The following is a 23,870-nucleotide window of genomic DNA, read 5'->3' as shown; positions in this document are numbered from 1 at the left end:
TGGCCGGCGGTTGGTCCTTGGTGAGCATCTCTGCCAAGATCCATCCTGTTTCGCCCGTCTTTTGAGCGAGGAGTCCTGTGGACAGGAGACGTTTTCTCACGCTGACCGGCGTGGCCGGACTGGCGGCCGCCGCCGTGCCGGCCACGCCCGCGCTGGCGGCGGCCTACCCGTCCGCGGACTCGGGCCTGACGGCCGAGGCACACGCGAAGCTGATCGAGCTGGCCCCCTACGGCGTCACGGCGCTGGCCTTCACCCCGTCCGGCGGCTGGGTCATGGTCACGCAGGACGGGCGTTACTTCGCCCGCGGCATCCCCGACGCCTGCTACACGGAGTTGGGAGCGCTGCTCAAGGCGGGCCGGAAGATCAACGCGATCGCCTTCCCCCCGGCGGGCGGCGACCGCTGGGTGATCACCACCGATCGCGGCGTGTCGGCGCGCGGCCTGCCGGAGGCGTGCCTCACCCGCGTCAAGGCCTACTACACCGCCGGGCAGCAGGTCGTGGACGTGGCCTTCCCGCCCGCCGGCGGGGACCGCTGGGTGGTCGTCGCCGCCAACGCCTTCCAGGCGAACGGCGTGGACGACGAGTGTTACCAGATGATGCGCAACCTGACCCAGGGCGGCCGCCGGGTGACCCGCGTCGCCTTCCCGAAGGCGGGCGGCTGGACCGTGGTCGCGCAGGACGAGTTCTTCGCGCGCGGCATCGACGACGCCGCCTTCAAGAAGATGAACGCCCTGGCCGGCGGCGGCTGGCAGTTGCACAACGTGGCCTTCGCCCCTGGCGGCGGCTGGGCGCTGTGCAGCCGGGGCAAGGTGCCCGCGCTGCCCGCCGACCGGGTGCGGCAGTTCGAGAACGCGGTCGGCGGCTCGACCATCTGGCAGCGGATGAGCGCGTACAAGACGCCGGGTGTGGCGGTCGCGGTGGTCGTCGGCAACAAGATCGCCTGGTCCACCGGCTACGGGCGGCTGGCGGCCGGCGGCGCAGCCGCCGCGCATCCGGAGAGCGCATTCCAGGCGGCCTCCGTCAGCAAGGCCGTGGCCGCGGTGGGCGTGCTGCGCCTGCTGCAGACGCGCAAGATCGCGCTCACCGACGACGTCCGTCCGCTGCTCGGCTGGACGTTGCCGAGCCGCTCGTGTGTCCCGTCGTCGGCCGCGCCCACCGTCGACCAGCTCCTGACGCACCGGGCCGGGGTGATCGGGCGCGGCTCGACCTCGCCCGCCGGGGCCTGCTCCGGCTTCGACGCCGGCGGCGGCGGCTTCGCCGGGTACGCGGCCTCGGCCACGGTGCCGTCACTGCTGGAGGTCATGAACGGCGAGGGCAACTCCCCCAAGATCGAGCTGACCACCGAGCCGGGCGCCGAGTACCACTACTCGGGAGCCGGGTACGTGCTGCTCCAGCGCATGGTCGAGGAGACGGCCGGCATGCCGCTGGCCGACTACATGCGCCAGGAGGTGCTGACCCCGCTCGGGATGACGACCAGCTCGTACGCGCTCTCGCCCTCCTTCGAGCTGGCCTCCGGCCACACCGCCGCCGGGGCGGTGATCCCGGGCGCCCGCAACCGCTACCCCGAGTCGGCCGCGGCGGGCCTGTACACGAACGTGCTCGACCTGTGCCGCCTGGTGTCGTACCTGAACCGGGCCTGGACCGCGACCGGCGACATCGCCGGCCCGCTCAGCCGCACGTCGGCGCGTACGCTGCTCACCCAGGGGCCGCAGCCGGGCATGGGCCGCGGGCTGTTCATCGCCGGCTCCGGCACCCAGAACTTCTCCTACACCCACGACGGCTCCAACTACGGCTTCAGGTCGGTGTTCAAGGGTTATCCGGAGCTCGGCGCGGGCTACGCCGTCCTGGCCAACGGCAGCGACGCGGCGCTGGTCAACGAGGTCGCGGCGGGCATCAGGTCGGTCTACGGCTGGGCGTAGGGACACCGCGGCCGGGGGTCAGGTCAGGTCCTGTTCGAGCTGCGACAGCCGTTCGACCAGCCGGGCGGCCGTCGGCCGCTCGGCGGGGTTCCTGACGAGGGCGGCCGTCAGGAGCGGGCGCAGCAACGCCGGAGCCTCTCCGACGTTGGCCTTCCCCGCCGTGATGTTGTAGAAGATCATCTCGAACGGCCCCTTGCCGAACGGCGGCCGGCCGGTGGCCGCGTACAGGAGCGTGGCCGCCCAGGCGTGCACGTCGACCGCCGGTCCTGCCTTGGCGCCCTCGATGATCTCGGGGGCGACGTAGCCGGGCGTGCCGATGAACATGCCCGTGCCGGTGAGCCTGGTGGAGTCCATGGCCTGGGCGATGCCGAAGTCGATCACGACGGGGGCGCCGTCCAGCAGGACCACGTTGGTGGGCTTCAGGTCGCGGTGGATGACCCCTGCGCCGTGCATGGCCGCGCCGGCCTCGGCCACGCCTCTGGCCACGCGCAGCAGCGGGCCGAGCTCCAGCGGGCCGTCCTCCTTGACGGTGACGTCCAGGGACCTGCCGGGGACGTACCGGGTCACGATGTAGGGCGGGTCGTCGGTCAGGTCCACGTCGAGGACCTCGGCCACGAACTCGTGGCGGACCTGGCGCATCACCGAGACCTCCCGGGCCAGGCGCTGCCGGGCGAGCTTGTCCCCGGCGACCTCGGGGCGCAGCGCCTTGATGGCCACCTGCCTGCCGGACCGGGGGTCGGCGGCGAGGTAGACCAGGCCGGTGCCGCCCTCGCCGAGGAGCCGGACGAGCCGGTAGTGGCCGAGGTGGCCCGCGCGCAGGCCGTCCCTCAGCGGGCCGCCCTTCAGCGGGCCGTCATCCGGTGAACCGTCCTTCCGTGAGCCGTCCTTCAGCGGGCCGTCGTCCAGTGGATCGGTGTCCGGGGCCGGCGGTGGGTCCGGCCGGTCGTTCTTCAGGCGCAGCCGGCGTGACCGGCCCAGGGTGACCGTGCTGCCGGGCCGGAGCGTCACCGGCTCGTTCGGCGGGATCTCCTTCGCCGCGGCCTCGTCCGGGAAGCGCACGTGCGTGCCGTGGGCCGAGCCCAGGTCGATCACGTTGACGTCCCAGCCGTCCGGCTTCACCCGCAGGTGGCGGCGCGAGACCGTACCCTCCTGGTCGGTCACCGTGACCGCGCGGGCCTCGCCCGCCGCGACCTCGGGCGCCGTCTCCGGCGCGCGCCCGATCAGGTACGTCGCGTCGAGCGGGAACGACGTCCCGTCGTCGAGGACGAGCGTCCCGAGCGGCGGCCGGGCCCCCTTGTACGGCACCGGCCCGCGCCGCGCCAGGGCGACCCCGCACACCGCGCACGCGACCAGCCGGGGGTCGTTGAAGTGCCCGTTGTCGCAGTCGACGCCGTAGACCTGCGCGTCGTCCGCGGGCACGTCGGGCAGCGGCGTGGTCTCCTCCGCGGACCGCGGCCGGACGGGACCGGACGTCTCCGCCAGGTCGAGCGAGCGGCCCTCCGGGGTGCCCGCCAGCGCGGCCAGCAGGTCGGCGGGACGCCGGAAACGTTCCTCCGGCTCGGCCGCCATCGCCTTGGCCACGATCTCCTGGAGGTGCGGGAGGTCGGCCAGCGGCGACAGGTCGAGCCTCCTTCCCAGGATCGCCGCGATGACCGCGGGGATGTTCTTCCCGCTCGGGTACGGGGACTGCCCGGTCAGCGAGTAGTAGAGGATGACGCCCAGTGAGTAGATGTCGGACCTGATGTCCACCGCCAGGTTCCGCAGCGCCTCGGGCGACATGTACGCGGGCGTCCCGACGCCGGCGGTCCCCGGGTCGGTGATCTCGGCCGCGCCCGTGCTCTTGGCGATGCCGAAGTCCACGATGACCGCGTCCTTCGACGGTTTCATCATGATGTTGGACGGCTTGAGGTCGATGCGGCTGACCCCGCGGCTCTCCAGGTAGCCGAGCGCCTGCGCGAGCTGCGGGCCCAGCCGGACGACGTCCGCGGGCTCCAGCGGCCCCAGCCGGCGCACGACCTCGTTGAGCGTACGCCCTTCGACCAGTTCCATCACCAGGATGGGCCGGCCCTCGTCGTCGCCGGCGACGTCGTAGGTGCGGACGATCCTGGGGTGGTCGAGCCGGATGGCGATGGCGGCCTCCCTGCGCATCCGCTCCACCCCTTCGGCGTTGCCGAAGTGGAAGCGGCGCGGCACCTTCACGGCCACGTCGCGGGCGAGCACGACGTCCCGTCCGCGGTAGACGGTGCTCTGGCCGCCCTCGCCGATGAGCTCGACCAGCTCGTAACGGTCGCCGATGGTCCGCAACACGGACTCGACCAGGGGCGCGGGTCGCGCGTCCGGCGTACGGACCAGCGTGACGTCCCCGGCGGGGACGCGCAGCGACACGTCGAGCGCGGCCCGCTCGCCCTCGTTGCCCAGGGCGATGCCGAGCAGGGCCTGCGTCAGCCCGTCCGCCAGCTTGTACGACACCAGCCCCGCGTCCGGATCGCCCCCGTAGTTCGTCGCGTCCGGCCGGCCGGGATCGCGGGCCACGCTCAGCACCCCGTGCGCCTCCAGGTGCAGCAGCAGCCGGTCGACGCTGGCGCGGCCGACGTGCAGCAGGGGATCGAGCTCGGGCTGATCCGCCGAGCCGACGATGTCCATCGCGGTGAACGAGTCGCCCTGCTTCTTCAGGATCCAGTCGACGATGTAGTAGCCCGTGAGCCGCCACCGGTCCTCGTCGATCGGCAGCTGGAAGAGCCGGTCCCGGCCGCTGTCCAGGAAGAAGCGCTCCAGCAGCTCCTCCAGCCGGGCGTAGAACGCGACGCGCTGCGCGTCCTGGTCGTCGATGACCAGGAACGGCCGGTCGCCCTCCCACCGGACCAGCTCGCCGAACTCCTGGAGCAGCCGGCGTGGGATCCCGCGCGCCTTGAAACGCAGGTAGCGGGCCAGTTGCTCGAACTCGGCCGGCCGGTCGTCGAGCACCGCCTCCAGCAGGCGGCCGGGCGCCTCCCACGAGCAGGGGACGTAGCAGCGCCAGGCGAAGACGCTCTCGTAGACGCTGTTGCCCCGGCTGGTGTCCCGGACGACGTGGTCGTGCAGATCGGGACCGGCCACCACGAGGAAGTGCGCGCCCTGCGTGGTGAGCGTGTTCTTGAGGCTGCCCAGCAGTTTCTCGATCTCGTCGAGCCCGGAGGGGTCGGCGGTGAGCTTGTCCACCTCGTCGAGCACGATGATCAGATGCACCCGCCGCGTCGCGCGCGACCACGGGCGCCAGCGCCGCCGGGGGGTCGCCGGCCTGGCGAGCAGGCCGATGATGCGGGCCAGGTCATGCTCGACGTCGGTGTCCGAATAGGTCAGGTACGAAGCCTCCAGCGCCAGCGAACGGGTGCGTTTGCCGGACAGGCCCGCGCTCGGGGACAACCACCCGGCCGGGCCGGTCAGCTTCTTGGCCGCCGGGCCCATGCCCACGTTGAACGTCGCCGTACGCTCGGAGCCGTCCGACTGCGTCTGCTTGAGCCCGAACGAGGTCCGCACGTGCGCGAGCAGCAGCGCGCGCCGCGCGCTCGCGTCGAGGCGTTGCAGCACCCGCCGGTCGTGCAGCGCCTCGTAGGTCCGCCTGACCACGGCGAAGAGCAGCTGGTCCGGGGTCATCGGGCGGGCCACGTTGAGCGCGATGGGCACGACGAGCTCGTCCCTGGGCCGGGCGGCGGAGATCTCCTCCACCGCGCGCATGACGACCGTGCTCTTGCCCACGCCCCGGAACCCGGTGATGAGGAACGTGCCCCCGCTCGACCAGCGCAGCCGCTGGTCGAGCTCGTCGATGAGTTTCGCGTTGCCCAGCAGCGGCATCGACTGCTCGTCGTGCCGCAACGGCTCGTGGATGTAGCGGAACGACCCTTTGAGCGGAACCCTGAGCATCCTCACACCCCTGCGCCGCGCGGAAGAACACATCCCCTGAGACGAACGAGGGCGCCGGATTCACGGTTCCTCTGGGAGTACCGTACGCGCCCGCTCGCCCCCTTCGCCGCCCTACGGACTGGCCGGTGTCTGAGCGGCGAGATCACGGGTAGTGCCCTGACATGGACAATCGGGGAACGCGGGCCGTCATCGTCGTGGGGGCCGGAATGGCGGGCCTGGCCTGCGCCGTGCGACTGCACGAGGCCGGGGTGCCGGTACGGGTGCTGGAGGCGTCCGACGGCGTCGGCGGCCGGGTGCGCACCGACATCGTCGACGGCTTCCGGCTGGAACGCGGATACCAGGTGTTCAACACCGCCTATCCCGAGGCCCGACGGGTGCTCGATCTCGACGCGCTCGACCTGCGCCCGCTCGCCTCGGGCGTGATCGTCCAAGGGGCCGCCGGGGCCAAGGCCAGGGTGATGTTGCCGTGGCGGCACCCCCTGCACGCGCTGAGCGGGCTGCTGACCGGTCTCGGCACGCCGCGCGACGACGCCGTGCTGGCCGCCCTCACCGCGCGCGACCTGCTCCTTCCCGCCTCCGCGCTGCGCGGCGGGCCGGACCGGCGCGCCGACGACGAGCTGCGGGCCTGGGGCATGTCCGACAGGATGATCGAGTGCCTGATGCGTCCCTTCCTGGCCGGAGTGCTCCTCGAACGCGACCTGGAGACCTCCAGCCGGATCTTCCACCTGTTCTGGCGGTCGTTCGCGCGCGGCACCATCGGCCTGCCCGCGCTCGGCATGGGCCGTATCCCGGAGCAGCTCGCCGACCGGCTGCCGCTGGGCGCCGTCACCCTGGGCGCCCGGGTCACCGAGGTCTCACCCGACGGCGTGCGGCTCGCGGACGGCGCCACGGTCGAGGCCCCCGCCGTCGTGGTGGCCGCCGACCCGCGGGTGGCGGGCGAACTGCTGAGCGAGATCGACGTGCCGCCGATGCGCGCGGTGACCACCTTCTACCACGCCGCTCCCCGCTCGCCCGTACGCGAGCCGATCCAGATCATCGACGCCACCGGGGCCGTCACCGACACGCTGGTCCTCACGGACGCGGCCCCCGAGTACTCCGCCGACGGGCGGGCGCTGGTGTCCACGTCGGTCCTCGGCCTGACCACCGACGAGGGCCCGGTCCGGCGGCGCCTCGACGAGATCTACGGCGACACCTCCGGCTGGGAGCACGTGGCCACGTACCCGGTGCCGGCGGCGCTGCCCGCGATGCGGGCGCCGTACCCGCTGCGCCGGCCGGTCCGGCTGCGCGCCGGCCTGTACGTGTGCGGCGACCACCGCGACACCGGCTCCCTCCAGGGGGCGCTGGTCTCCGGGCGGCGGGCCGCCGAGGCCGTGCTCGACGATCTCCCGGCCCGTCAGGCGGGCAGCCTCATGTACGTCGACCGGGCCGTGGTGCGGCCGTACTGATCGGGGTCACAGGCCGCTGCCGATCGGGGTCACAGGTCGCGCAGCGCGAGCATGGCGTCCCGTTCGAGGCGGGCGAGGTCGCGCAGGACGGCTCCGGCCTGTTCCAGGTAGGCCGGGTCCTGGCCCTCGCCGGCCTTCGCGATCAGGGCGGCCACGTCGGTCCACAGGGTGGCGGCCTCGGCGTACAGCCGGTGGCCGGTGCGCAGGCGGTCGTGGTCCACGAGGTCGGCGCACTCGGCGAGGAAGTCGCGGTACAGGGCGCGGAACAGCGCGCCGCCGGTGCCGCCCCGCTCCATGAGGAGGGCGGCCTGCCGCAGGTCCCGGGCCGGTTCCTGCGCCCGGAGCAGCCAGCCGGGCACCAGGCGGGCGGCCTTGTCGATGCCGCGATGGCCCAGGTTGGCGATGGGCGCGGCGAGGAAGCCCTCGGCGCAGGCCCTGATCGCCGGGACGACCCGCTCCTGCCAGGCGGGCGGGCCGTCCGGCAGGGTGACGGCGAAGGAACGGTTCCTGGCGGTCATCGGGCCGCGTTCCGCCCTCGCCGCCGCCAGCCCGGACAGGCTCGTGCGGACCGCGCCACCCTGTGGGGCGGTGTCCACGAGGTACGCCTGCTGCTCGTCGTAGCCGTACATGGCGACGACGTGGCCGCCGAAGTGCACCTTCGTCCCGAAGTAATCCAGGTGGTAGGAGTCGAGCTGGAGGCCGACCGGCTGCCCGGCGTCGATGCGCGCGGCCACGTTCTGCCACGCCTTGCGCGCCGAGCCGGTCTCCTCCACCAGCAGAGTCAGCCCCAGCCTGGCGGCCAGGTTCCTGGTGAGCTCGAACGGCTTGACGCGCCCGCCCATGAACGGGAAGTCCATGGCCTTGGCGTCCCAGTAGACGAACGACAGGCCCGCGCCGAGCCCGAACAACATCGGCTCGGACAGATCGAGCCCCTGGTGCCGCAGCAGCACGCCCAGGGTCGTCGTCTCGCAGTGCGCCAAGCCGCGTGCGTCGATGCCGTCCACGATGGTCATGCGTCGTTCTCCTCGGTTGCGGGGTAGGGCGGCGGGCGCGGAGCCGCGGGCCGGTCCGACCGCCGGGACCAGCATGACCCCTCCCACAATGGGAGAGTCCAACGCGGCGGGGTCACCGGTCCTGCGGGAGCGGGGTGGCCGCGATGGATTCCGCCCGGTTCGAGCGGTTGGCGGCGTGGGCGGTGAGGGCGCCGGTCGCGCAGATGGCCGCGAAGCCGAAGAGCACGTACCTGGCCGCGTCGAGCATCGAGCCGCCGCCGAGGTTGACCAGGATCCCGGCGATCGCCGTGCCGAACGCGATGGACAGGCTCGTCACGGTGGCGATCGCCGCCGCCGCCCGTCCGCCCTCCTCCGGATCCCGGGTGCTGGACATCGCCGCCACGGACAGGTGCGGGTACGCCAGCCCGATCCCCGCCCCGGCGGCGAACAACACCGGCACCCAGACCAGCACCAGCCACCCCGGGGTGTCCGCGCGCTGCAACAGCCCCTGGACGAGGAGCCCGGCCGCCAGCAGCACCGGGCCGAGCACCCGCAGCCGCCGTACCGCGCCGTGCCCGGTCACCGACGAGCCGGCGATCTGGGTCACCGACCAGCCGAGCGAGACGGCCGCCGCGAAGAACCCGGCGACCAGCGGCGGCAGCCCGGCCAGCCGCTGGCCGAACAGCGGCAGGAACGACTCGACCGCGACCCCGAAGGTCAGCACCCCGATCGTCAGGTAGACCCACTTCAACGACGACCCCCGCTGGTACGTCGCCCGCGGCAGGATCCTGGACCCGCCGCGCCGCTCCTGGAGGACGAACCCGCCCATCAGCAGCAGCGCCACGCCGATGACGGCCGCCTTGGCGAGCGTGCCGGTCACGATCCCCGCCACGCTCACCGCCCCCGCGGCCGCCGTCACCAGCGACAACGCCCCGACCGGCACGGACCCCCGCCCGCCCCCGACACGTGCGGCAGGTTCCGCGCGAGGCAGGACGCGGGGGACGAGCGCGCCGCAGCCCACCCCGAGCACCGCCATCGCGACGAACGCCGGCCGCCAGGCCCCGAACTGGGCGAACAACCCGCCGAGCGCCGGACCGGCGAAGTTGCCGACGCCGTACATCGCCGACATGAGCGCGGTGCCGCGCGTCCAGAGCCGGGACGGCAGGGCCGACCGGATAACGGCGAACCCCAGCCCCGACAACAACCCCGCCCCGAGCCCCTGAACCCCCCGCGAGACCAGCAGCACCGCCATCACCGGGCTCGCCGCGCAGGCCAGCGAGCCCACGGCGAACGTGCCGAACCCGGCGAGGTAGGAGCCGACGTGCCCCCACAGGGACAACGCCCGGCCGGTGAGCATCGTCGCGACCACCATGGCGACCAGGTAGACCGTCATGTTCCAGGCGTAGAAGCTCGCGCCGCCGAGATCGGCCACCGCGGTCGGCAGCAGGCTCGCCGCCAGATAGATGTTGATCGCGCCGGCGAGCACTCCCCCGGCCAGGACGACGGCGGCCCCGAGATGCTCCCGGCCCAGCAGTTCCCGCCAGGTGGCGGGCTCGACGGCCCCGGGCGCTCCTCGCGAACCGGGCGTCGCGGGACCGGGACTTTCGTGGTGGTCAGCACTCATGACTTCAAGGCTGTCGTTGAACTGTTCCCGGAAGCTTTTCGCCGCCTCCCACGGGCCGGGCTGGGCCTACGGACGGCGAAGCCTCAACCCGCGGCCGGACCCCGCACGCTCAGCCGTACGCGCGCATCGTCGTACGGATCCAGTCCGCGTAGGCGGGCACGCTGGTGTAGAGGCCCGGCCCTTCCCCGCAGGACGGGCTCTTGGCGCCGGGCCCCGAGGTGACGCCGATGAGCTCCCACCGGCCGCCCCTGCCACGCTGGACCTGCGGCCCGCCGGAGTCCCCGTTGCAGGCCATCGCCTTGGGCACGCGGCTGACCGTGCAGAGCCGGGTACGGCTCGCGTACCCCGGGCCGCACTCGGACTTCGTGCCCCTGCGGGTGTCGAGCTCGTTGAGCCGGGGGGACATCTTCCAGTCGGCCGGGTTCTGGCTGAACTCGGTGATGCCGAAGCCGAGGATCCGGGTGGGGGTGCCGGGCCGGCCCGGCCGCGCGGCGATCGTGACAGGCTTCTGGTCGACGGGACGGTCCAGGCGGACCAGCGCGATGTCGTTCCTGTTGGGCGTGTGCTGGTCGTAGCGCGGGTGCAGGACGGCCTGGGCGATCCTGCGTTCGGCGCCTCCGGAGGTCCGCTCGTCGCTGCCGACGCGTACGGTTCCCTTCGGGATCGAGCCGATCTCCATGTCCAGGCAGTGGGCCGCGGTCACCACCCACTGCGGGTCGATCAGCGCCGCTCCGCACACACCGTCCGTGAGCCCCAGGGCCGGGGCCGAGATCGGGATCGTGGCCATGAACGGGTACGCCTCGCCGGCCTTCCTGCCGTTGACGATCGCTCCGGCGCTCCCGGCGGTGACGGCCAGGCAGGCCGCGGCGGCCAGGACGACGACGGCGGAGCGGGTGACGACACGACGAAGCGTTTTCTTCCCAAACAACTGATTTATCCCTTTTTATAGGCGATTAAGACGAAATAACGCTATCTGCGGGGATATGTCGAGGTCAGTACGCCAGCCGGTCAACTCGCGGTAGGGACCACCCCCGCACCCCCGGGCTGTGGTTTTCCGCAGCCCGGGTGGACGGCGCACCGCATTACGCCGCGAAGTCGATCTCCCTAGCGTTGTCCACATGACGCAGACGATGATGAACGTGCTGATGGCGGCGACGATCGCGATGGGTGGCCAGGGCGCCGGCGTGGGCCCCGACCTGGACAAGATCGTGGCGACCAAGGGCGCCACGGCGGCGGTGGCGCGGGTGACCGACGGCGGGCGCACCTGGACCGGCTCGGCGGGCGTGCGCGACATCGAGCGCGGCGGCCGTCCCTCCCCCAACGGGTACTTCCGGATCGGCAGCGTGACCAAGACCTTCGTGGCCACGGTGGTGCTCCAGCTCGTGGACGAGGGCAAGCTGAAGCTCGACGACCCGATCGACCGGCACCTGCCCGGCCTGGTCCCCGACGGCGGGCAGGTCACGGTCCGCCGCCTGCTCAACCACACCAGCCACCTGTACGACTACATGAGCGAGCCCGGCTACTCGACCAACCGCTGGCGCGGCGAGGCCCGTTTCCGCTCCTACCAGCCGCGCGAGCTGCTCAAGGTGGCCTTCGCCAAGAAGCTGCCCGACGACGGCGCGTGGCACTACTCCAACACCAACTACGTGGTGCTCGGGCTGCTGGTGGAGAAGCTGACCGGCCACACGTACGGCGCGGAGGTCAGGAGCCGGATCCTGCGCCCGCTGGGACTGCGCCACACGGTGGTCCCGGGCGACCGGGCAGGGCTGCCGTCCCCGCACGCCAAGGGGTACGAGGCGATGCCCGAGCTCGTGGACGCCACCCGGATGAACCCCTCGCTCGACTGGGCCGCGGGAGAGATGATCTCGACCGCCGGCGACCTGGAACGGTTCATGTCCGCCCTGCTCGGCGGCAGGCTGACCAGCGCCGAGTCGCTGAAGGCCATGCGCACGACCGTCGAGACGGGCGCCGGGTTCGGCTACGGCCTCGGGCTCCAGGCGTACGCGCTGCCGTGCGGCACGGTGTGGGGGCACAGCGGGGAGCTGATCGGGTACCTGACGTTCGCGTTCCGCTCGGACTCGGGCAAGTCGCTGACGCTGTCGCTCAACCCCTCGACGCGGAACCCGTCCACACAGGAGATCATGGGCATCGCCGTCAAGGTGTTCTGCGGGACCGGAAGCTGACGACAGGGCCTCCGGCGGCGGGACGTCACAGAGATCACGAGGAGTTGTTCCCCATGGAAGGTCCGATGGACGACATGACGGGCGAGCCGCCGCTCCTGGGCGCCTTCCGGCTCCCGGACGGCTCCTGGATCCGCGGCCGGGGCCTGCGGAACCCGCTGCCGGCGGGACCGCTGCCGGACTTCGGCCTCTATCTCGGCTCCGCGCGGCTCGCCCGCCGCCACGAGGACGGGCTGCGGTGGCCGCACGCCTGGATCGACTGGCCCGACTTCCTGCTGCCCCGCTACCGCGACGCGGCCGTACGGCAGGTCCGTGAGCTGCACCGCAAGGCGCGGGAGGGCGCGGCCGTGGAGGTCGCCTGCGGCGGAGGGGTGGGCCGCACCGGCACGGTCGTCGCCTGCCTCGCCGTCCTGGCCGGCGTCGTCGCGGGCGACGCCGTCGCCTGGACGCGCGAGCACCACCATCACCGGGCGGTCGAGACCCCGTGGCAGCGCCGCTGGGTCCTCCGCTTCCCCCCGCAGCCGAACGACCGCGCCGCACGGTGACCGCGTCCGGGCCGCGAGGGGGCCGGGCGGTCAGCGCAGCTCGCGCTTGAGGATCTTGCCGGTGACCGTCATCGGCAGGCTCTCGCGGAACTCGATCAGCCGCGGGTATTTGTAGGCCGCCATGTTCTCCCGGCACCAGGCGATGAGCTCGTCCTCGCTCGCCGCCGCCCCCGGCGCCGGGATGACGTACGCCTTGATCTCCTCGCCGTGCGAGGCGTGCGGGACGCCGACCACCGCCGCCAGCGACACGGACGGATGCGTCATCAGCACCTCCTCCAGCTCGCGCGGGTAGACGTTGAACCCGCCCCGGATGATCATGTCCTTGGTGCGGTCGACGACGGCGTAGTAGCCGTCCTCGTCGCGGGTGGCGAGGTCGCCGGTGAGGAACCAGCCGTCCCGCAGGACCTCCTCGGTCTCCTCGGGGCGCCCGTAGTAGCCCTTCATGACGTTGTGGCCGCGAACGGCGATCTCACCGGGGCCCCCGCCCTCGATGACGTTCCCGTCGCCGTCCACCAGGCGCATCTCCACGCCCCAGACCGGAAGGCCGATGGTCCCGGGCCTGGTGGGCCGGCCCGGCCGGTTGAAGCAGGCCACCGGGGAGGTCTCCGACAGGCCGTACCCCTCCAGGATCGGGACGCCGAAGGCGGCCTCGAAGTCCTTGAGCACCTCGACCGGGCAGGCGGCCCCGCCCGACACCGCCACCGGCGACGCCGGGGGCGGCGCCGCGCCGCCGGCGCGCAGCTCCGACAGCAGCGCCCAGAACATCGTCGGCACCCCGGCGAACATGGTCACCTTCTCGCCGCGCATCAGCTCCAGCGCCGCGCCGGCCTCGAAGCGCGGCTGGAGCACCAGCGTGGCACGGCGGCGCACGCTCACGTTCATCACCGCGACCTGGCCGAAGGAGTGGAAGAGCGGCAGCACGGCGAGCGCGACGTCGCCCTCGGGGTCGGCGGGGAACATCTCGTCGCTGACCATGGTGTTGACCAGGAGGTTCAGGTGGGTGAGCTCGGCGCCCTTGGGCCGGCCGGTGGTGCCGGAGGTGTAGAGGACGGCCGCGGTGTCGTCCGGCGCGGTCGGCACGGTCTCGAACCGCGCCGGCATGCCCTCCAGCGCCGCCCAGAACGACTCGCCGTGCTCCGACTCGGTGGCCAGGGGCGTGGCGGGCAGGACGAAGAAGTGCTCGCAGCCCTCGGCGGCGTCGTACGCCTCCCGCCCCCGCGCGCCCATGGGCAGCTCGGCCGAGCCCTCGAAGCAGAAGAACGCCCTGCTGTCGCTGTCGGTCAGGTGGTAGGCGATCTCGCGCGGGCGCAGCAGCACGTTGAGCGGCACCACCGCCGCCCCCGCCTTGAGGATGCCGAAGTAGACGAAGGGGAAGTAGGGCAGGTTCGGGCAGAGCAGCGCGACCTTGTCGCCCCTGCCGATCCCCCGTGCCGCCAGCAGGGCGGCGACCTGGTTGGCGACGGAGTCCACCATGGAGTACGGCAGGCGCAGGTCGCCGAGGACCAGCGCGGTGCGGTCCGGGGTGTTGCGGGCGCTGTCCTCCAGAATGATCGACAGATTGAGCATCGCGGCCTTCTCCTCGGGGCACTGGGCGTACGCCCCCAAGGATGCGGGGCCGGAGCCGTCAGGGCTTGTACGAACGTGCCGTTCTCAGGGCAGCCATTCGACGGCGGCGGCCAGCGTGGAGGGCGCGGTCCCGAACGTGCGCCTGAAGACCCGGGTGAAGTGCGGCCCGTCGGTGAACCCGGCGCTGTGGGCGGCGTCCGTCAGCGTCTCACCGGCGGCCACCAGCGCGATCGCGTGCTGGACGCGCCGCCAGCGTACGTAGGGGCGCAGCGGGATCCCCACGTGCGCGCTGAACAGGTGCGCCAGCCGGCTCGGCGACAGGTGCACCGCCGCCGCGAGCGTGTCGAGGCGCACCGGTCCCGAGCGCAGCAGCGCGGGGATGACGGCCACCGCCCGTTCCACCGCCGGGTGCGCCGGAACCTCCGCCGGGCCGGGGCGGCCGGTCCAGTGCTCGACGAGCTTCAGGGCGTGCGCGGCCTCGGCGGGGTCGGCGAACGGGGGCGTGGCCGCGTCCGTGAAAGGCTGACCCCAGGTCGGCGCGTCGGGGCCGGCGCCCGAACGGGCGAGCAGGGCGCGGCCCGCCGAGCCGCCCGGTTCGAGCTGCGCCAGCAGGGCCCCGCGCGCTCCCGCGAGGAGGGTGTGGCCGGTGTCGGGCGGGACGACCGCGGCCAGGGTGGTCAGCCGGCGGCCGCGGGCGTCGGCCATGGTGAAGGGCTCCGCGGCGACGATCAGGTGGACGGCGTGGTGGGCGTGGAGCTGGTTCGTGCCGATGGTCCCGCCGTACAGCAGGAGGCCGGGGCGCAGCGAGCACCAGCCGCGCCAGAGATGCGCCATCGCGCCTCCTCGTCAGGGCAGGGTTCCGGCCTCCGATCGTCGTGCCGGGAGGCCGCCGTGTGAAGGGGGCGTGCCGAACCGGCCCGCCGTACGATGTCGGTTTCTGAGCGGCACGGTTTGCCCTCCTGTCGTACGGCGGCGAACACAGATCCGATCTCATCCCTGTCTCAGGCATACATCTCCGGCAAATGCCTGTCCAGCGTCCTTTGCACATCGGATGTCTTCCTACCTCTTCCGAGTTGAGAGTTAGGAAAGTTTCCTAAACTTGGATCGTTCCAAGATCGGCAACTTGTTGACGGGTGTGGCTCCTTGTGGGAACACGATGAAAAGCCGCTCACCCCCCAGGAGCCACCCGATGAACCTGTGGAAGTCCCGGTTATGCGTCCTCGTGCTGGTCGCCGCCGCACTGGCCGTACCCGCCGGGCCCGCCGGCGCCGCGCCCACCCGGTACGAGGCCGAGAACGCCACGGTCTCGCAGGGAGCCGTCGAGTCCAACCACACCGGCTACTCGGGCACCGGCTTCGTCAACGGCGACAACGTCGCCGGCTCGTACGTCGAATGGACCGTCGACGCGCCCGCCGCCGGCACCGCCACGCTGGCCCTGCGCTACGCCAACGGCACCGCCGCCGACCGGCCGGCCGACATCGCCGTCAACGGCTCGGTCCTGGCCGCCTCGCGGGCCTTCGCCCCCACCGCCGACTGGGACACCTGGGCCACGGTCACGATGACCGCGCAGTTCAAGGCGGGCCCCAACACGATCAGGGTCACCGCGGCCACGGCCGGCGGCAACCCCAACTGGGACTACCTCGACGCCGAGGTCAAGGTCAGCGGCTACACCGACTACCAGGCCGAGACGGCCACGATCGCGCAGGGCGTCGTGGAGTCCAACCACGCCGGCTACACCGGCTCCGGGTTCGTCAACTACGACAACGCGCTCGGCTCGTACGTCGAGTTCCAGGTCAGCGCGGCGGCCACCGGCCCGCAGAGCCTGGCGTTGCGCTTCGCCAACGGCACCACGATCGACCGGCCGATGAGCGTCTCCGTGAACGGCACGGCGAGCACCCGCTCCTTCCCCGGCACCGGCGCGTGGACCACCTGGAACGAGGTCACGCTCACCGCCACCCTGAACGCGGGCGCCAACACCGTACGGGCCACCGCGACCACCGCGAACGGCGGCCCCAACCTCGACCGGCTGCGCGTCAGCGGACCGGGCGACACCCAGAAGCCGACCGCGCCCGGCCAGCCGGTGTGCAGCCAGATCACCCACAACAGCCTGAAACTGGACTGGCCGCCCTCCACCGACGACATCGGCGTCGCCGCCTACGACATCTACCAGCAGGGCCAGCTCATCGCCACCGCCCCCGCGCCGCCCGCCACGCTGACCGGGCTGAGCCCGGACTTCGGGTACCAGCTCTCGGTGTTCGCCCGCGACGCCTCCGGCAACGTCTCGCTGAGCAGCCCGGAGGCCGCCTGCCACACGCTGCCCGCGCCGCCGGACGACCCGCCGTCGCAGCCGGGTCAGCCCGCCGTCAGCGGCGTCCAGCCCACGTCGGCGACCGTCACGTGGGCCGCCTCCACCGACGACGGCGGCGTACGCGCCTACCTGGTCCGCGACCACGCCTCCGGCACCGTGCTGGCCACCGTCACCGGCGCCCCGCCCGCCACCACCGCGAGCGTGCCGCTGGAGTGCGCCCGCACGTACCAGCTCGACGTCGTCGCCCGGGACACCGCCGGGCAGCTCTCCGCGCCGAGCGCGGCCTCGGCCTCGTTCACCACGGGGACCTGCGGGACCGTGCCGCAGACGCCCGCCAGTGTCGCGGGCGGCTGGGACGTGCCCTGGGACGTCTCCTGGGCGCCGGACGGCTCGTACGCGCTGGTCACCGAGCGGGACACGTTCAAGGTGTTCAAGGTGACCCCGGCGGGCGTCAAGACGCAGGTCGGCACCGTGCCGAACGTGCAGACCACCGACGGCGAGGGCGGCCTCATGGGCCTGGACCTCTCCCCCACCTGGAACGGCACGACCGACCAGGAGGTGTTCTTCATGCACACCGCCGCCGAGGGCAACCGCATCGCCAGGATGAACTTCAACGGCAGCACGCTCAGCGGCTACACCTCGATCCTCCAGGGCATCGACAAGAACCGGTACCACAACGGCGGCCGCATCAGGTTCGGCCCCGACGGCTACCTGTACGCCACCACCGGCGACGCCCAGCAGTCCGCCAACGCGCCCAACCTGAACTCGCTCAACGGCAAGATCCTGCGCATCACCAGGACCGGCGCGGCGGCGCCCGGCAACCCGTTCGGCACCCGCGTCTACAGCTACGGCCACCGCAACCCGCAGGGCCTGGCCTGGGACTCGGCCGGCCGCCTGTGGTCCTCGGAGCTGGGCAACTCCTCGCGCGACGAGCTCAACCTGATCCAGCCCGGCAAGAACTACGGCTGGCCCACCTGCGAGGGCACCTGCACCACCTCGGGCATGACCAACCCCAAGTACACCTGGGGCGTCGCCGAGGCCTCGCCGAGCGGCATCGCGATCGTCAACAACACGATCTTCATGGCGGCGCTGCGCGGGCAACGACTGTGGCGCATCGTGCTGAACGGCGAGAACGTCTCGACGGTCAACTCCTACTTCAACGGCACGTACGGCCGGCTGCGCGCGGTCGAGAAGGTGCCGAACGCCGCCGCGATCTGGTTCGGCTCGACCAACTCCGACAACAACGGCGACGGGAGCGCCGACACGATCCGGCGTTCCGCCATCCAGTGAGGCCACCGGCGGCCGCGCCGTCGCGCGGCCGCCGGCACCCCTGACCTGCCCCTTCGACACCCCCCGAGGTAGGACCGTGCTCCCATCCCGCTTACGCGCCCTCGTCCCGGTCGCCGCCGCCTGCCTGGCCGTCTCCGCCCTGGTGGCGCTGCCCGCCCGCGCGGCGACCGTGCGCTACGAGGCCGAGAACGCCACCAACGTCCAGGGCGCCGTCGAGGCCAATCACACCGGGTTCTCCGGCACCGGGTTCGTCAACAGCGCCAACGCGGCGGGCCCGTACACGGAGTGGACCGTCAACGCCCCCGCGGCCGGGACCGCCACCCTGGCCCTCAGGTACGCCAACGGCACCGGCTCGGCCCGGGTCGCCGACGTCTCTGTCAACGGCGCGGTCGTGTCGGCCGGGCGCTCGTTCGGCGCCACCGCGAACTGGGACACCTGGGCGACCTCCACCCTCACCGCCACGCTGCGCGCGGGCGACAACACGATCCGGGTCACCGCCGCCTCCGCCGGAGGCAACCCCAACCTCGACTACCTGGAGGCCACGACCGCCGACGCGCCCGCCACCGAGTACCAGGCCGAGGCGGCGACGCTCGCGCAGGCCGCCGTCGCCACCAACCACACCGGCTACACCGGCACCGGGTTCGTGGACTACGTCAACGCCGCCGGCGGCTCGATCGAATGGTCGGTCAACGTCGCCGAGGCCGGCAGCCACACGCTGACCTTCCGCTACGCCAACGGCACCGCCGTCACCCGCCCGATGGACATCGCCGTCAACGGCGTCACCGCCGTACCCGGCCTGGCCTTCCCCGGCACCGGGAGCTGGGACACCTGGGCCGACGGCCGCGCCACCGTGACCCTGAACGCCGGCGTCAACACCGTCCGCGCGACCGGCACCGGCGCCGACGGCGGCCCGAACGTGGACCGGCTGTCGGTCAGCGGCGCCGGCGGCGCGGACGGCCAGGCGCCCACCGTCCCGGCGGGCCCGCGGGTGACCGGCGTGTCGGCGAGCAGCATCTCGCTGGCCTGGACCGACTCCACCGACAACGTGGGCGTCACCGGCTACCGCGTCTACGAGGGCACCACCGTGGTGGCGACCTCGCCGACCGCCGGCGCGACCGTGGGCGGGCTGGCCTCGGGGTCCGCGCACACGTACACGATCACCGCGCTGGACGCGGCGGGCAACGAGTCGGGGCACAGCGCCGCCGTCACCGGTACCGCGGCCGGCGGCACCTCCGGGCCGACCGCCGACCAGCTCCTCGCCAAGGTCACCTCGTGCGCTCAGATCTCCAACGGCACGTACAAGACCGACTCCGACGTCTCCTCCGGGACCGTCGCGGTGTGCGGCAAGACCGGCGGCGTGTTCTGGAAGGGCGACATGGACATCGACTGCGACGGCGTGCGCACCACGCAGTGCAACGAGAGCACCGACTGCTGCTTCCAGGCCGACACGTTCTGCCACACCACGTCCGACACGCCGCTGAACGCGGCGCAGCTCCCGTACGTGGTGGTGCCGAGCCCCAGCTCGATCTGGGACTACCGGACCAAGGGCATCGGCTGCGGGACGGTGGTGGCCGTCGTCTACAACGGCCAGGTGGAGTACGCGGTCATGGGTGACACCGGCCCGTCGGGGATCATCGGCGAGGCTTCCTACCGCACCGCCGCCGACCTGGGCATCAACCCGGACCCGAGCAACGGCGGCACCGACGCCGGTGTCACGTACATCGTGTTCACCGGCTCGGGCACGAAGGTCTCCGCCGCCGAGAACCACAACCAGGCCGTCACGCTGGGCAGGACCCTCGCCCAGCGGTTCATCGACGCCAACTGACCGTCCCGGAGCGACGTACGCGCAGGGCTCGGTGGGGCGGCCAGGTTTGCGCCGCCCGCACCGGGCACTGTCACAGTGCGTAACCACAGGGGAACGAGCCGGCGGGGGGCATGGCGTGGAGGAGCGGCAGGACCTGATCGACGTGCTGATCGCCGATCACCGCGAGATCGAGCGCATGTTCACGGAGCTGGCGGGGATGACCGGCCGAACGGACATCTTCCCCCTCGTACGGGAGTCCTGCCCGCGGGAGCGGCTGCTGGAGCTGGGCGCCGAGGCCGTACGGGCCAGGCACGCCGTACCGGACCAGCCACACCCCACCACACCCGGCACTCCGGGCTCTTCCGGGACGCCGTGGGCCGGGCTGGTGGATCGTGTCCGCCGCGCCCTCACCGGCCACTCCTGAGCCCGCCCCACCCGCACGACCGGCCGGACCCTCTTGACCGGTCTCCTCGGAACGCGGGCCACGTGCCGCCGCCGCCCGCGCGGACGGCTGACCCTTGCCCCGCACACTCACAGACCTTCCCTTCGCCGGCTGGCCCGTGGTCCGCTACGTCGGCGCGGCGACGCTGGTCCGCTGCGTGGACGGCGGCGCGACCGTGGGCCTGGTCCTGCTCGCGGTCCGGCGCCTCCCCCAGGGGGCCGCGGCCGGTGGGCTGTTCGTGGCGCTGCTGACCGTGCCGCACCTGCTCGGCCCGTGGCTGGCCCGCCAGTTGGACCGCTCCGCCGACGGGCGGCGGCTGCTCGCCGGGGTGTTCGTGCTGCACGGGGCGGCGCTGGCGGCCGGCGCGGCGCTCATGGGGGTCGCGCCGCTGCCCGTGGTGGGCGCGTTGCTCCTGCTCGCGGGGGCCGGCGGTCCCATGGTGACGGGCGGGCTGAGCAGCCGGCTGCCGGAGATCGCCGTACGTGCGCGGATGGCACGCGGGCGGGCCGAGGACTGGGACGCGGTCACGTACGGGGTGGGCGGCACGGCCGGTCCGGCCCTGGTCGCCGGGCTGGCGGCGGTGGCCGACCCACTGTCGGCCGTACTCGGCCTTGGGGTGGCCACCGTGGTGGCGGGCGCCGTCGTACTGACGTTGCCGGACGACCCCAGGAAACCGACCTTGCCCGGCGAATCGGACCCCAGGAAACCGGGCCTGCCGGGCGAGACGGTCGCCTCTCGGGAGGGGCGCCGGGGCGAAGGCGTACTGACGGTGCGCCAGGCGCTGGGGCTCATGGTCACGCTCGGGCCGTTGCGGCGGGTGCTGGTCGCGACGCTGCTCACCGCCGTCACCGCCGGGGGGCTGACCGTGGTGGCGGTCGAGTTCGGCGCCCGGCTCGGCCACGGGGAGGCGGCCGGCGCCGCGCTGGCCGCCGTGTACGGCCTGGGCAACCTGGCCGGCTCGCTGGCGGTGACCGCGTTCCCGCTGCGGGGAGAGCCGGAGCGGCTGACGGTCCGGCACGTGGTGATCCTGGCCGTGGCGCTGGCCCTGTGCGCGCTGTCGCCCGTCTACCCGGTGGCCGTGGCGGCGTTCGGGCTGGCCGGGTTCGCCAACGCGCCGCTGTTCGCGGCGAGCCTGGCCGCGCGGTCGGCGTACTCGCCGCCCGGGGCGCGGGCGCAGGTCTTCGTGTCGATCGCGGGGCTCAAGATGGGGTTGTCCTCGGTGGGGGCGGCCGGCGCAGGGGCGGCGCTCGTCCTGGGGCCCCGGCCGCTGCTGGCCGCCGGGGCGGCGCTCGTGCTGGTCGCCGCGGTGGTCGCCGTGGCGGACAGACGCCTCACCGCCGCCCCCGCGCGTCCGCGGCCGGGACGTACGGCGCCCGGCGGCGTTGCTCCCGAGGAGGTCAGGGAGTGCGGTTGAGCAGCCGCTCTATCCGGTCGGCGACCAGCTCCGGCCGCTCGGCCTGGACTAGGTGTCCCGAGGCGACGTCCTCGTGGCGCCCGTCGGGCAGGCTCTCGGCGTAGCGGCGCTGGTGCTCGCGGTTCTCGGCGTGCTGCCGCTCCCGGCCCTTCGCGGCGCGCTCGACCGACAACACGATCGTCGGGCACTCCGGGAGCGGGGGCGGCTCGGCGCGGAACCTCGGTACGGCGGCGGCCACCGCCCGGATCTCCCGGCGGGTCTGGGCGACCCCGGCGGGGGTGAAGTCCTCGGTGAGCATGGTCCGGTAGGTGTCGGCCGAGTACAGCCGCCGGACGTTCCCGCTGAACAGCCGCGCCACCGGGCGGAACCGGCTGAGCGTCTGCGAGACCGCCAGCATGCGGTCGATCCGCTCGGTGGTCGCGTCCCACGTGTCGTACACCGGCGAGGTCTCCGGCAGGACGTCGGCCAGCAGCAGACCCCGCAGCCGGGACCCCAAGCGCCCGGCGGCGCGGCGCGCGACCAGCCCGCCCATGCTGTGCGCCACGAGCACGAACTCCCCCGGCACGACGGCCTCGGTCATCGCGACCAGGTCGGCCGCCAGGTCGTCGATGTCCAGCCCGGCGACCCGGCCGCTGCGCGCCCGCCCGGCGCGGTCGTAGGTGACCAGCCCGACCGTCTCGGCCAGCAGCGGCGTCAACCGGTCCCAGCAGGTACGGCCACACCCCCCGCCCGCCTCGAAGACCACCTGGTACGGCCCCTGCCCGAATTCCTCGACGTAGACGTGCCCGCCGTTCACCGGCACCGCCCGCCCCTGCGTCTCCCGCATGACGACCCCCTACGTTTTCATTTTGGATAACGGTATCTCATATGAAATCGTTAGGCCATGGACCCTGTGGAGCAACTCCTGCACCCGGTACGGCTGCGCATCGTGCACGCCGTGGCCGCGGCGGACACGATGACGATCGCGCAACTGTGCGCCCGCATGCCCGAGGTTCCGAAGATCACGATGTACCGCCAGGTCGCCCACCTCACCGAGGGCGGCTTCCTGGAGGTGGACGGCGAGCAGCGCGGACGCGGCGCCACCGAGCGCCGCTACCGGCTGCGCCAGGACCGTCCCGCGATCGAGGCCGGCGCGGCCGCCGCGATGTCGCTCGACGACCACCGCCGGGGATTCGCCGCGGCCATGGCCGTCCTGATCGCCGAGTTCGACGCCTACCTGCGCCGCGAGGTCGCCGACCCGGTCGCCGACTCGGTCTCCTACCGGCAGGGCACCCTGTGGCTCAGCCCGGATGAGCTCGACGCGATGCTGGCCGACCTGCTCACGGTGTTGCGCGACCGGCTGGCCAACACCCCCGAGCCCGGCCGCGCCCCCTACCTGCTCAGCGCGATCCTGTTCCCCTCCGCGCGGCCGTGACCGCGCCGCACGAGGCCGGTCCGGGGCCGTCGGCGACGCTAGTACGGTGGCCGGATGTATCCCGAGATCGAACCCTATGATCATGGCCTGCTCGACGTCGGCGACGGCAACCTCGTCTACTGGGAGGCGTGCGGCAACCCCGACGGCAAACCCGCCCTGGTCGTGCACGGCGGGCCCGGGTCGGGCTGCACGCCCGGCCAGCGGCGCAGCTTCGACCCGGAGCGCTACCGGGTCATCCTGTTCGACCAGCGCAACTGCGGCCGCAGCCGGCCGCACGCCGCCGACCCGGCCACCGATCTGTCCGCCAACACCACCCACCACCTGGTGGCCGACATGGAACGGCTGCGCGAGCACCTGGGCGTCGAGCGCTGGCTGCTGTACGGCGGCTCCTGGGGCTCGACGCTGATCCTGGCCTACGCCGAGGCCCATCCGGAGCGGGTCTCGGAGATCGTCGTCACCGGCGTCACCATGACCCGCCATTCGGAGATCGACTGGCTGTACGACGGCGTCGGCCGCTTCTTCCCCGAGCAGCGGCGGCGCTTCCGCGAGGGGGTGCCCGAGGCCGATCGCGGCAGCCTGCGCGAGGTGCTGAGCGCCTACGGGGGTCTGATGGCCGACCCCGACCCGGCGGTCCGCGTCAAGGCCGCCCACGACTGGACGGCGTGGGAGGACACGGTCATCTCGCTGGAGGTGAACGGCAAGCCCAACGCCTACAGCGACCGGCCGCCGGACCGGCTGGCGGCGCTGGTCCGCGTCTGCGCCCACTACTTCTCCAACGACGCCTGGCTGGAGGAGGGTGTGCTGCTGCGGGAGGCGTACAAGCTGGCGGGCATCCCCGGCGTGCTCCTGCACGGCCGCTTCGACCTCGGCGCGCCCCTGGAGTACGCCTGGGACCTGGCCCAGGCGTGGCCCGAGGCGCGCCTGGTGGTCGTGGAGGACTCCGGGCACACCGGCAGCGGCACCTACCGCGACGAGATACTCAAGGCGCTGGACGGCTTCGCCGCGTCCTGAGGTCCACCACGGGCGG

The 23,870-nt window shown here is 73.0% G+C and carries 17 protein-coding genes; 10 read left to right on the top strand and 7 right to left on the bottom strand.

What is annotated here, in order from left to right; genetic code table 11:
- Positions 1-77: 77 nt before the first annotated feature.
- Positions 78-1,919 (top strand): serine hydrolase, encoded by a 1,842-nt coding sequence (locus DMB42_RS28995; RefSeq protein WP_125638352.1) that lies wholly within the window; start codon positions 78-80, stop codon positions 1,917-1,919.
- 18 nt (positions 1,920-1,937) lie between these two features.
- On the opposite strand, the gene DMB42_RS28990 is transcribed toward DMB42_RS28995, so the two are convergent.
- Positions 1,938-5,819 carry a protein kinase domain-containing protein gene (locus tag DMB42_RS28990; protein WP_185844918.1) on the bottom strand — a complete coding sequence of 1,294 codons (3,882 nt, stop codon included), beginning with the start codon at positions 5,817-5,819 and terminating at the stop codon, positions 1,938-1,940.
- Positions 5,820-5,980: 161 nt separating this feature from the next.
- Between DMB42_RS28990 and DMB42_RS28985 the strand changes: the two genes are divergently transcribed.
- Positions 5,981-7,264, top strand: a complete 1,284-nt coding sequence (locus tag DMB42_RS28985) for an NAD(P)/FAD-dependent oxidoreductase (protein WP_125638348.1) — start codon at positions 5,981-5,983, stop codon at positions 7,262-7,264.
- Between the two features lie 29 nt (positions 7,265-7,293).
- Here the strand turns inward: DMB42_RS28985 and DMB42_RS28980 are convergent, their stop codons facing one another.
- The 3 genes from DMB42_RS28980 to DMB42_RS28970 form a co-directional block, all read right to left on the bottom strand.
- Positions 7,294-8,277, bottom strand: a complete 984-nt coding sequence (locus DMB42_RS28980) for a BtrH N-terminal domain-containing protein (protein ID WP_125638346.1) — start codon at positions 8,275-8,277, stop codon at positions 7,294-7,296.
- Positions 8,278-8,389: 112 nt separating this feature from the next.
- On the bottom strand, positions 8,390-9,880 hold the full coding sequence (locus DMB42_RS28975) for an MFS transporter (protein ID WP_125638344.1): 1,491 nt from the start codon (positions 9,878-9,880) through the stop codon (positions 8,390-8,392).
- 109 nt (positions 9,881-9,989) lie between these two features.
- Complete coding sequence (locus tag DMB42_RS28970) at positions 9,990-10,808, bottom strand: trypsin-like serine protease (RefSeq protein WP_125638342.1); 819 nt, start codon at positions 10,806-10,808, stop codon at positions 9,990-9,992.
- Positions 10,809-10,998: 190 nt separating this feature from the next.
- On the opposite strand from DMB42_RS28970, the gene DMB42_RS28965 reads away from it, so the two are divergent.
- Both DMB42_RS28965 and DMB42_RS28960 read left to right on the top strand, forming a co-directional pair.
- Entirely contained in the window at positions 10,999-12,063 is a 1,065-nt protein-coding gene (locus tag DMB42_RS28965) for a serine hydrolase (RefSeq protein WP_185844917.1), read from the top strand.
- A 53-nt stretch (positions 12,064-12,116) separates the two neighbouring features.
- A complete protein-coding gene (locus DMB42_RS28960) occupies positions 12,117-12,605 on the top strand; it encodes a protein-tyrosine phosphatase family protein (protein WP_260478012.1) in 489 nt (162 codons plus the stop codon).
- 30 nt (positions 12,606-12,635) lie between these two features.
- Here the strand turns inward: DMB42_RS28960 and DMB42_RS28955 are convergent, their stop codons facing one another.
- On the bottom strand, positions 12,636-14,171 hold the full coding sequence (locus DMB42_RS28955; RefSeq protein WP_125638340.1) for a long-chain fatty acid--CoA ligase: 1,536 nt from the start codon (positions 14,169-14,171) through the stop codon (positions 12,636-12,638).
- Between the two features lie 84 nt (positions 14,172-14,255).
- Positions 14,256-15,005: a helix-turn-helix transcriptional regulator gene (locus DMB42_RS28950; protein WP_125638338.1), complete on the bottom strand. Its 750-nt coding sequence runs from the start codon at positions 15,003-15,005 to the stop codon at positions 14,256-14,258.
- 355 nt (positions 15,006-15,360) lie between these two features.
- Here DMB42_RS28950 and DMB42_RS28945 point away from each other — a divergent pair, with 355 nt between their 5' ends.
- The 4 genes from DMB42_RS28945 to DMB42_RS28930 all read left to right on the top strand — a co-directional run bounded on the left by DMB42_RS28945 (position 15,361) and on the right by DMB42_RS28930 (position 21,429).
- Positions 15,361-17,769 carry a PQQ-dependent sugar dehydrogenase gene (locus DMB42_RS28945; protein WP_125638336.1) on the top strand — a complete coding sequence of 803 codons (2,409 nt, stop codon included), beginning with the start codon at positions 15,361-15,363 and terminating at the stop codon, positions 17,767-17,769.
- A gap of 76 nt (positions 17,770-17,845) precedes the next feature.
- Complete coding sequence (locus DMB42_RS28940) at positions 17,846-19,594, top strand: CBM35 domain-containing protein (protein ID WP_125638334.1); 1,749 nt, start codon at positions 17,846-17,848, stop codon at positions 19,592-19,594.
- Positions 19,595-19,709: 115 nt separating this feature from the next.
- Entirely contained in the window at positions 19,710-19,997 is a 288-nt protein-coding gene (locus DMB42_RS28935; RefSeq protein WP_125638332.1) for a hypothetical protein, read from the top strand.
- A 94-nt stretch (positions 19,998-20,091) separates the two neighbouring features.
- A complete protein-coding gene (locus tag DMB42_RS28930; protein ID WP_185844916.1) occupies positions 20,092-21,429 on the top strand; it encodes an MFS transporter in 1,338 nt (445 codons plus the stop codon).
- Here the strand turns inward: DMB42_RS28930 and DMB42_RS28925 are convergent.
- On the bottom strand, positions 21,413-22,255 hold the full coding sequence (locus DMB42_RS28925) for an alpha/beta fold hydrolase (protein ID WP_125638330.1): 843 nt from the start codon (positions 22,253-22,255) through the stop codon (positions 21,413-21,415). The genes DMB42_RS28930 and DMB42_RS28925 overlap by 17 nt on opposite strands.
- Positions 22,256-22,312: 57 nt before the next feature.
- Between DMB42_RS28925 and DMB42_RS28920 the strand changes: the two genes are divergently transcribed.
- Both DMB42_RS28920 and pip read left to right on the top strand, forming a co-directional pair.
- Positions 22,313-22,843, top strand: a complete 531-nt coding sequence (locus DMB42_RS28920; protein ID WP_125638328.1) for a helix-turn-helix domain-containing protein — start codon at positions 22,313-22,315, stop codon at positions 22,841-22,843.
- Positions 22,844-22,897: 54 nt separating this feature from the next.
- Positions 22,898-23,854, top strand: coding sequence for a prolyl aminopeptidase (pip, locus tag DMB42_RS28915; RefSeq protein ID WP_125638325.1), 957 nt, complete (start codon positions 22,898-22,900; stop codon positions 23,852-23,854).
- Positions 23,855-23,870: the final 16 nt, after the last annotated feature.

The sequence above is a fragment of the Nonomuraea sp. WAC 01424 genome (assembly GCF_003947315.1).
Lineage (GTDB): Bacteria > Actinomycetota > Actinomycetes > Streptosporangiales > Streptosporangiaceae > Nonomuraea > Nonomuraea spiralis.
This window is presented reverse-complemented; position numbering and strand designations above follow the sequence as displayed.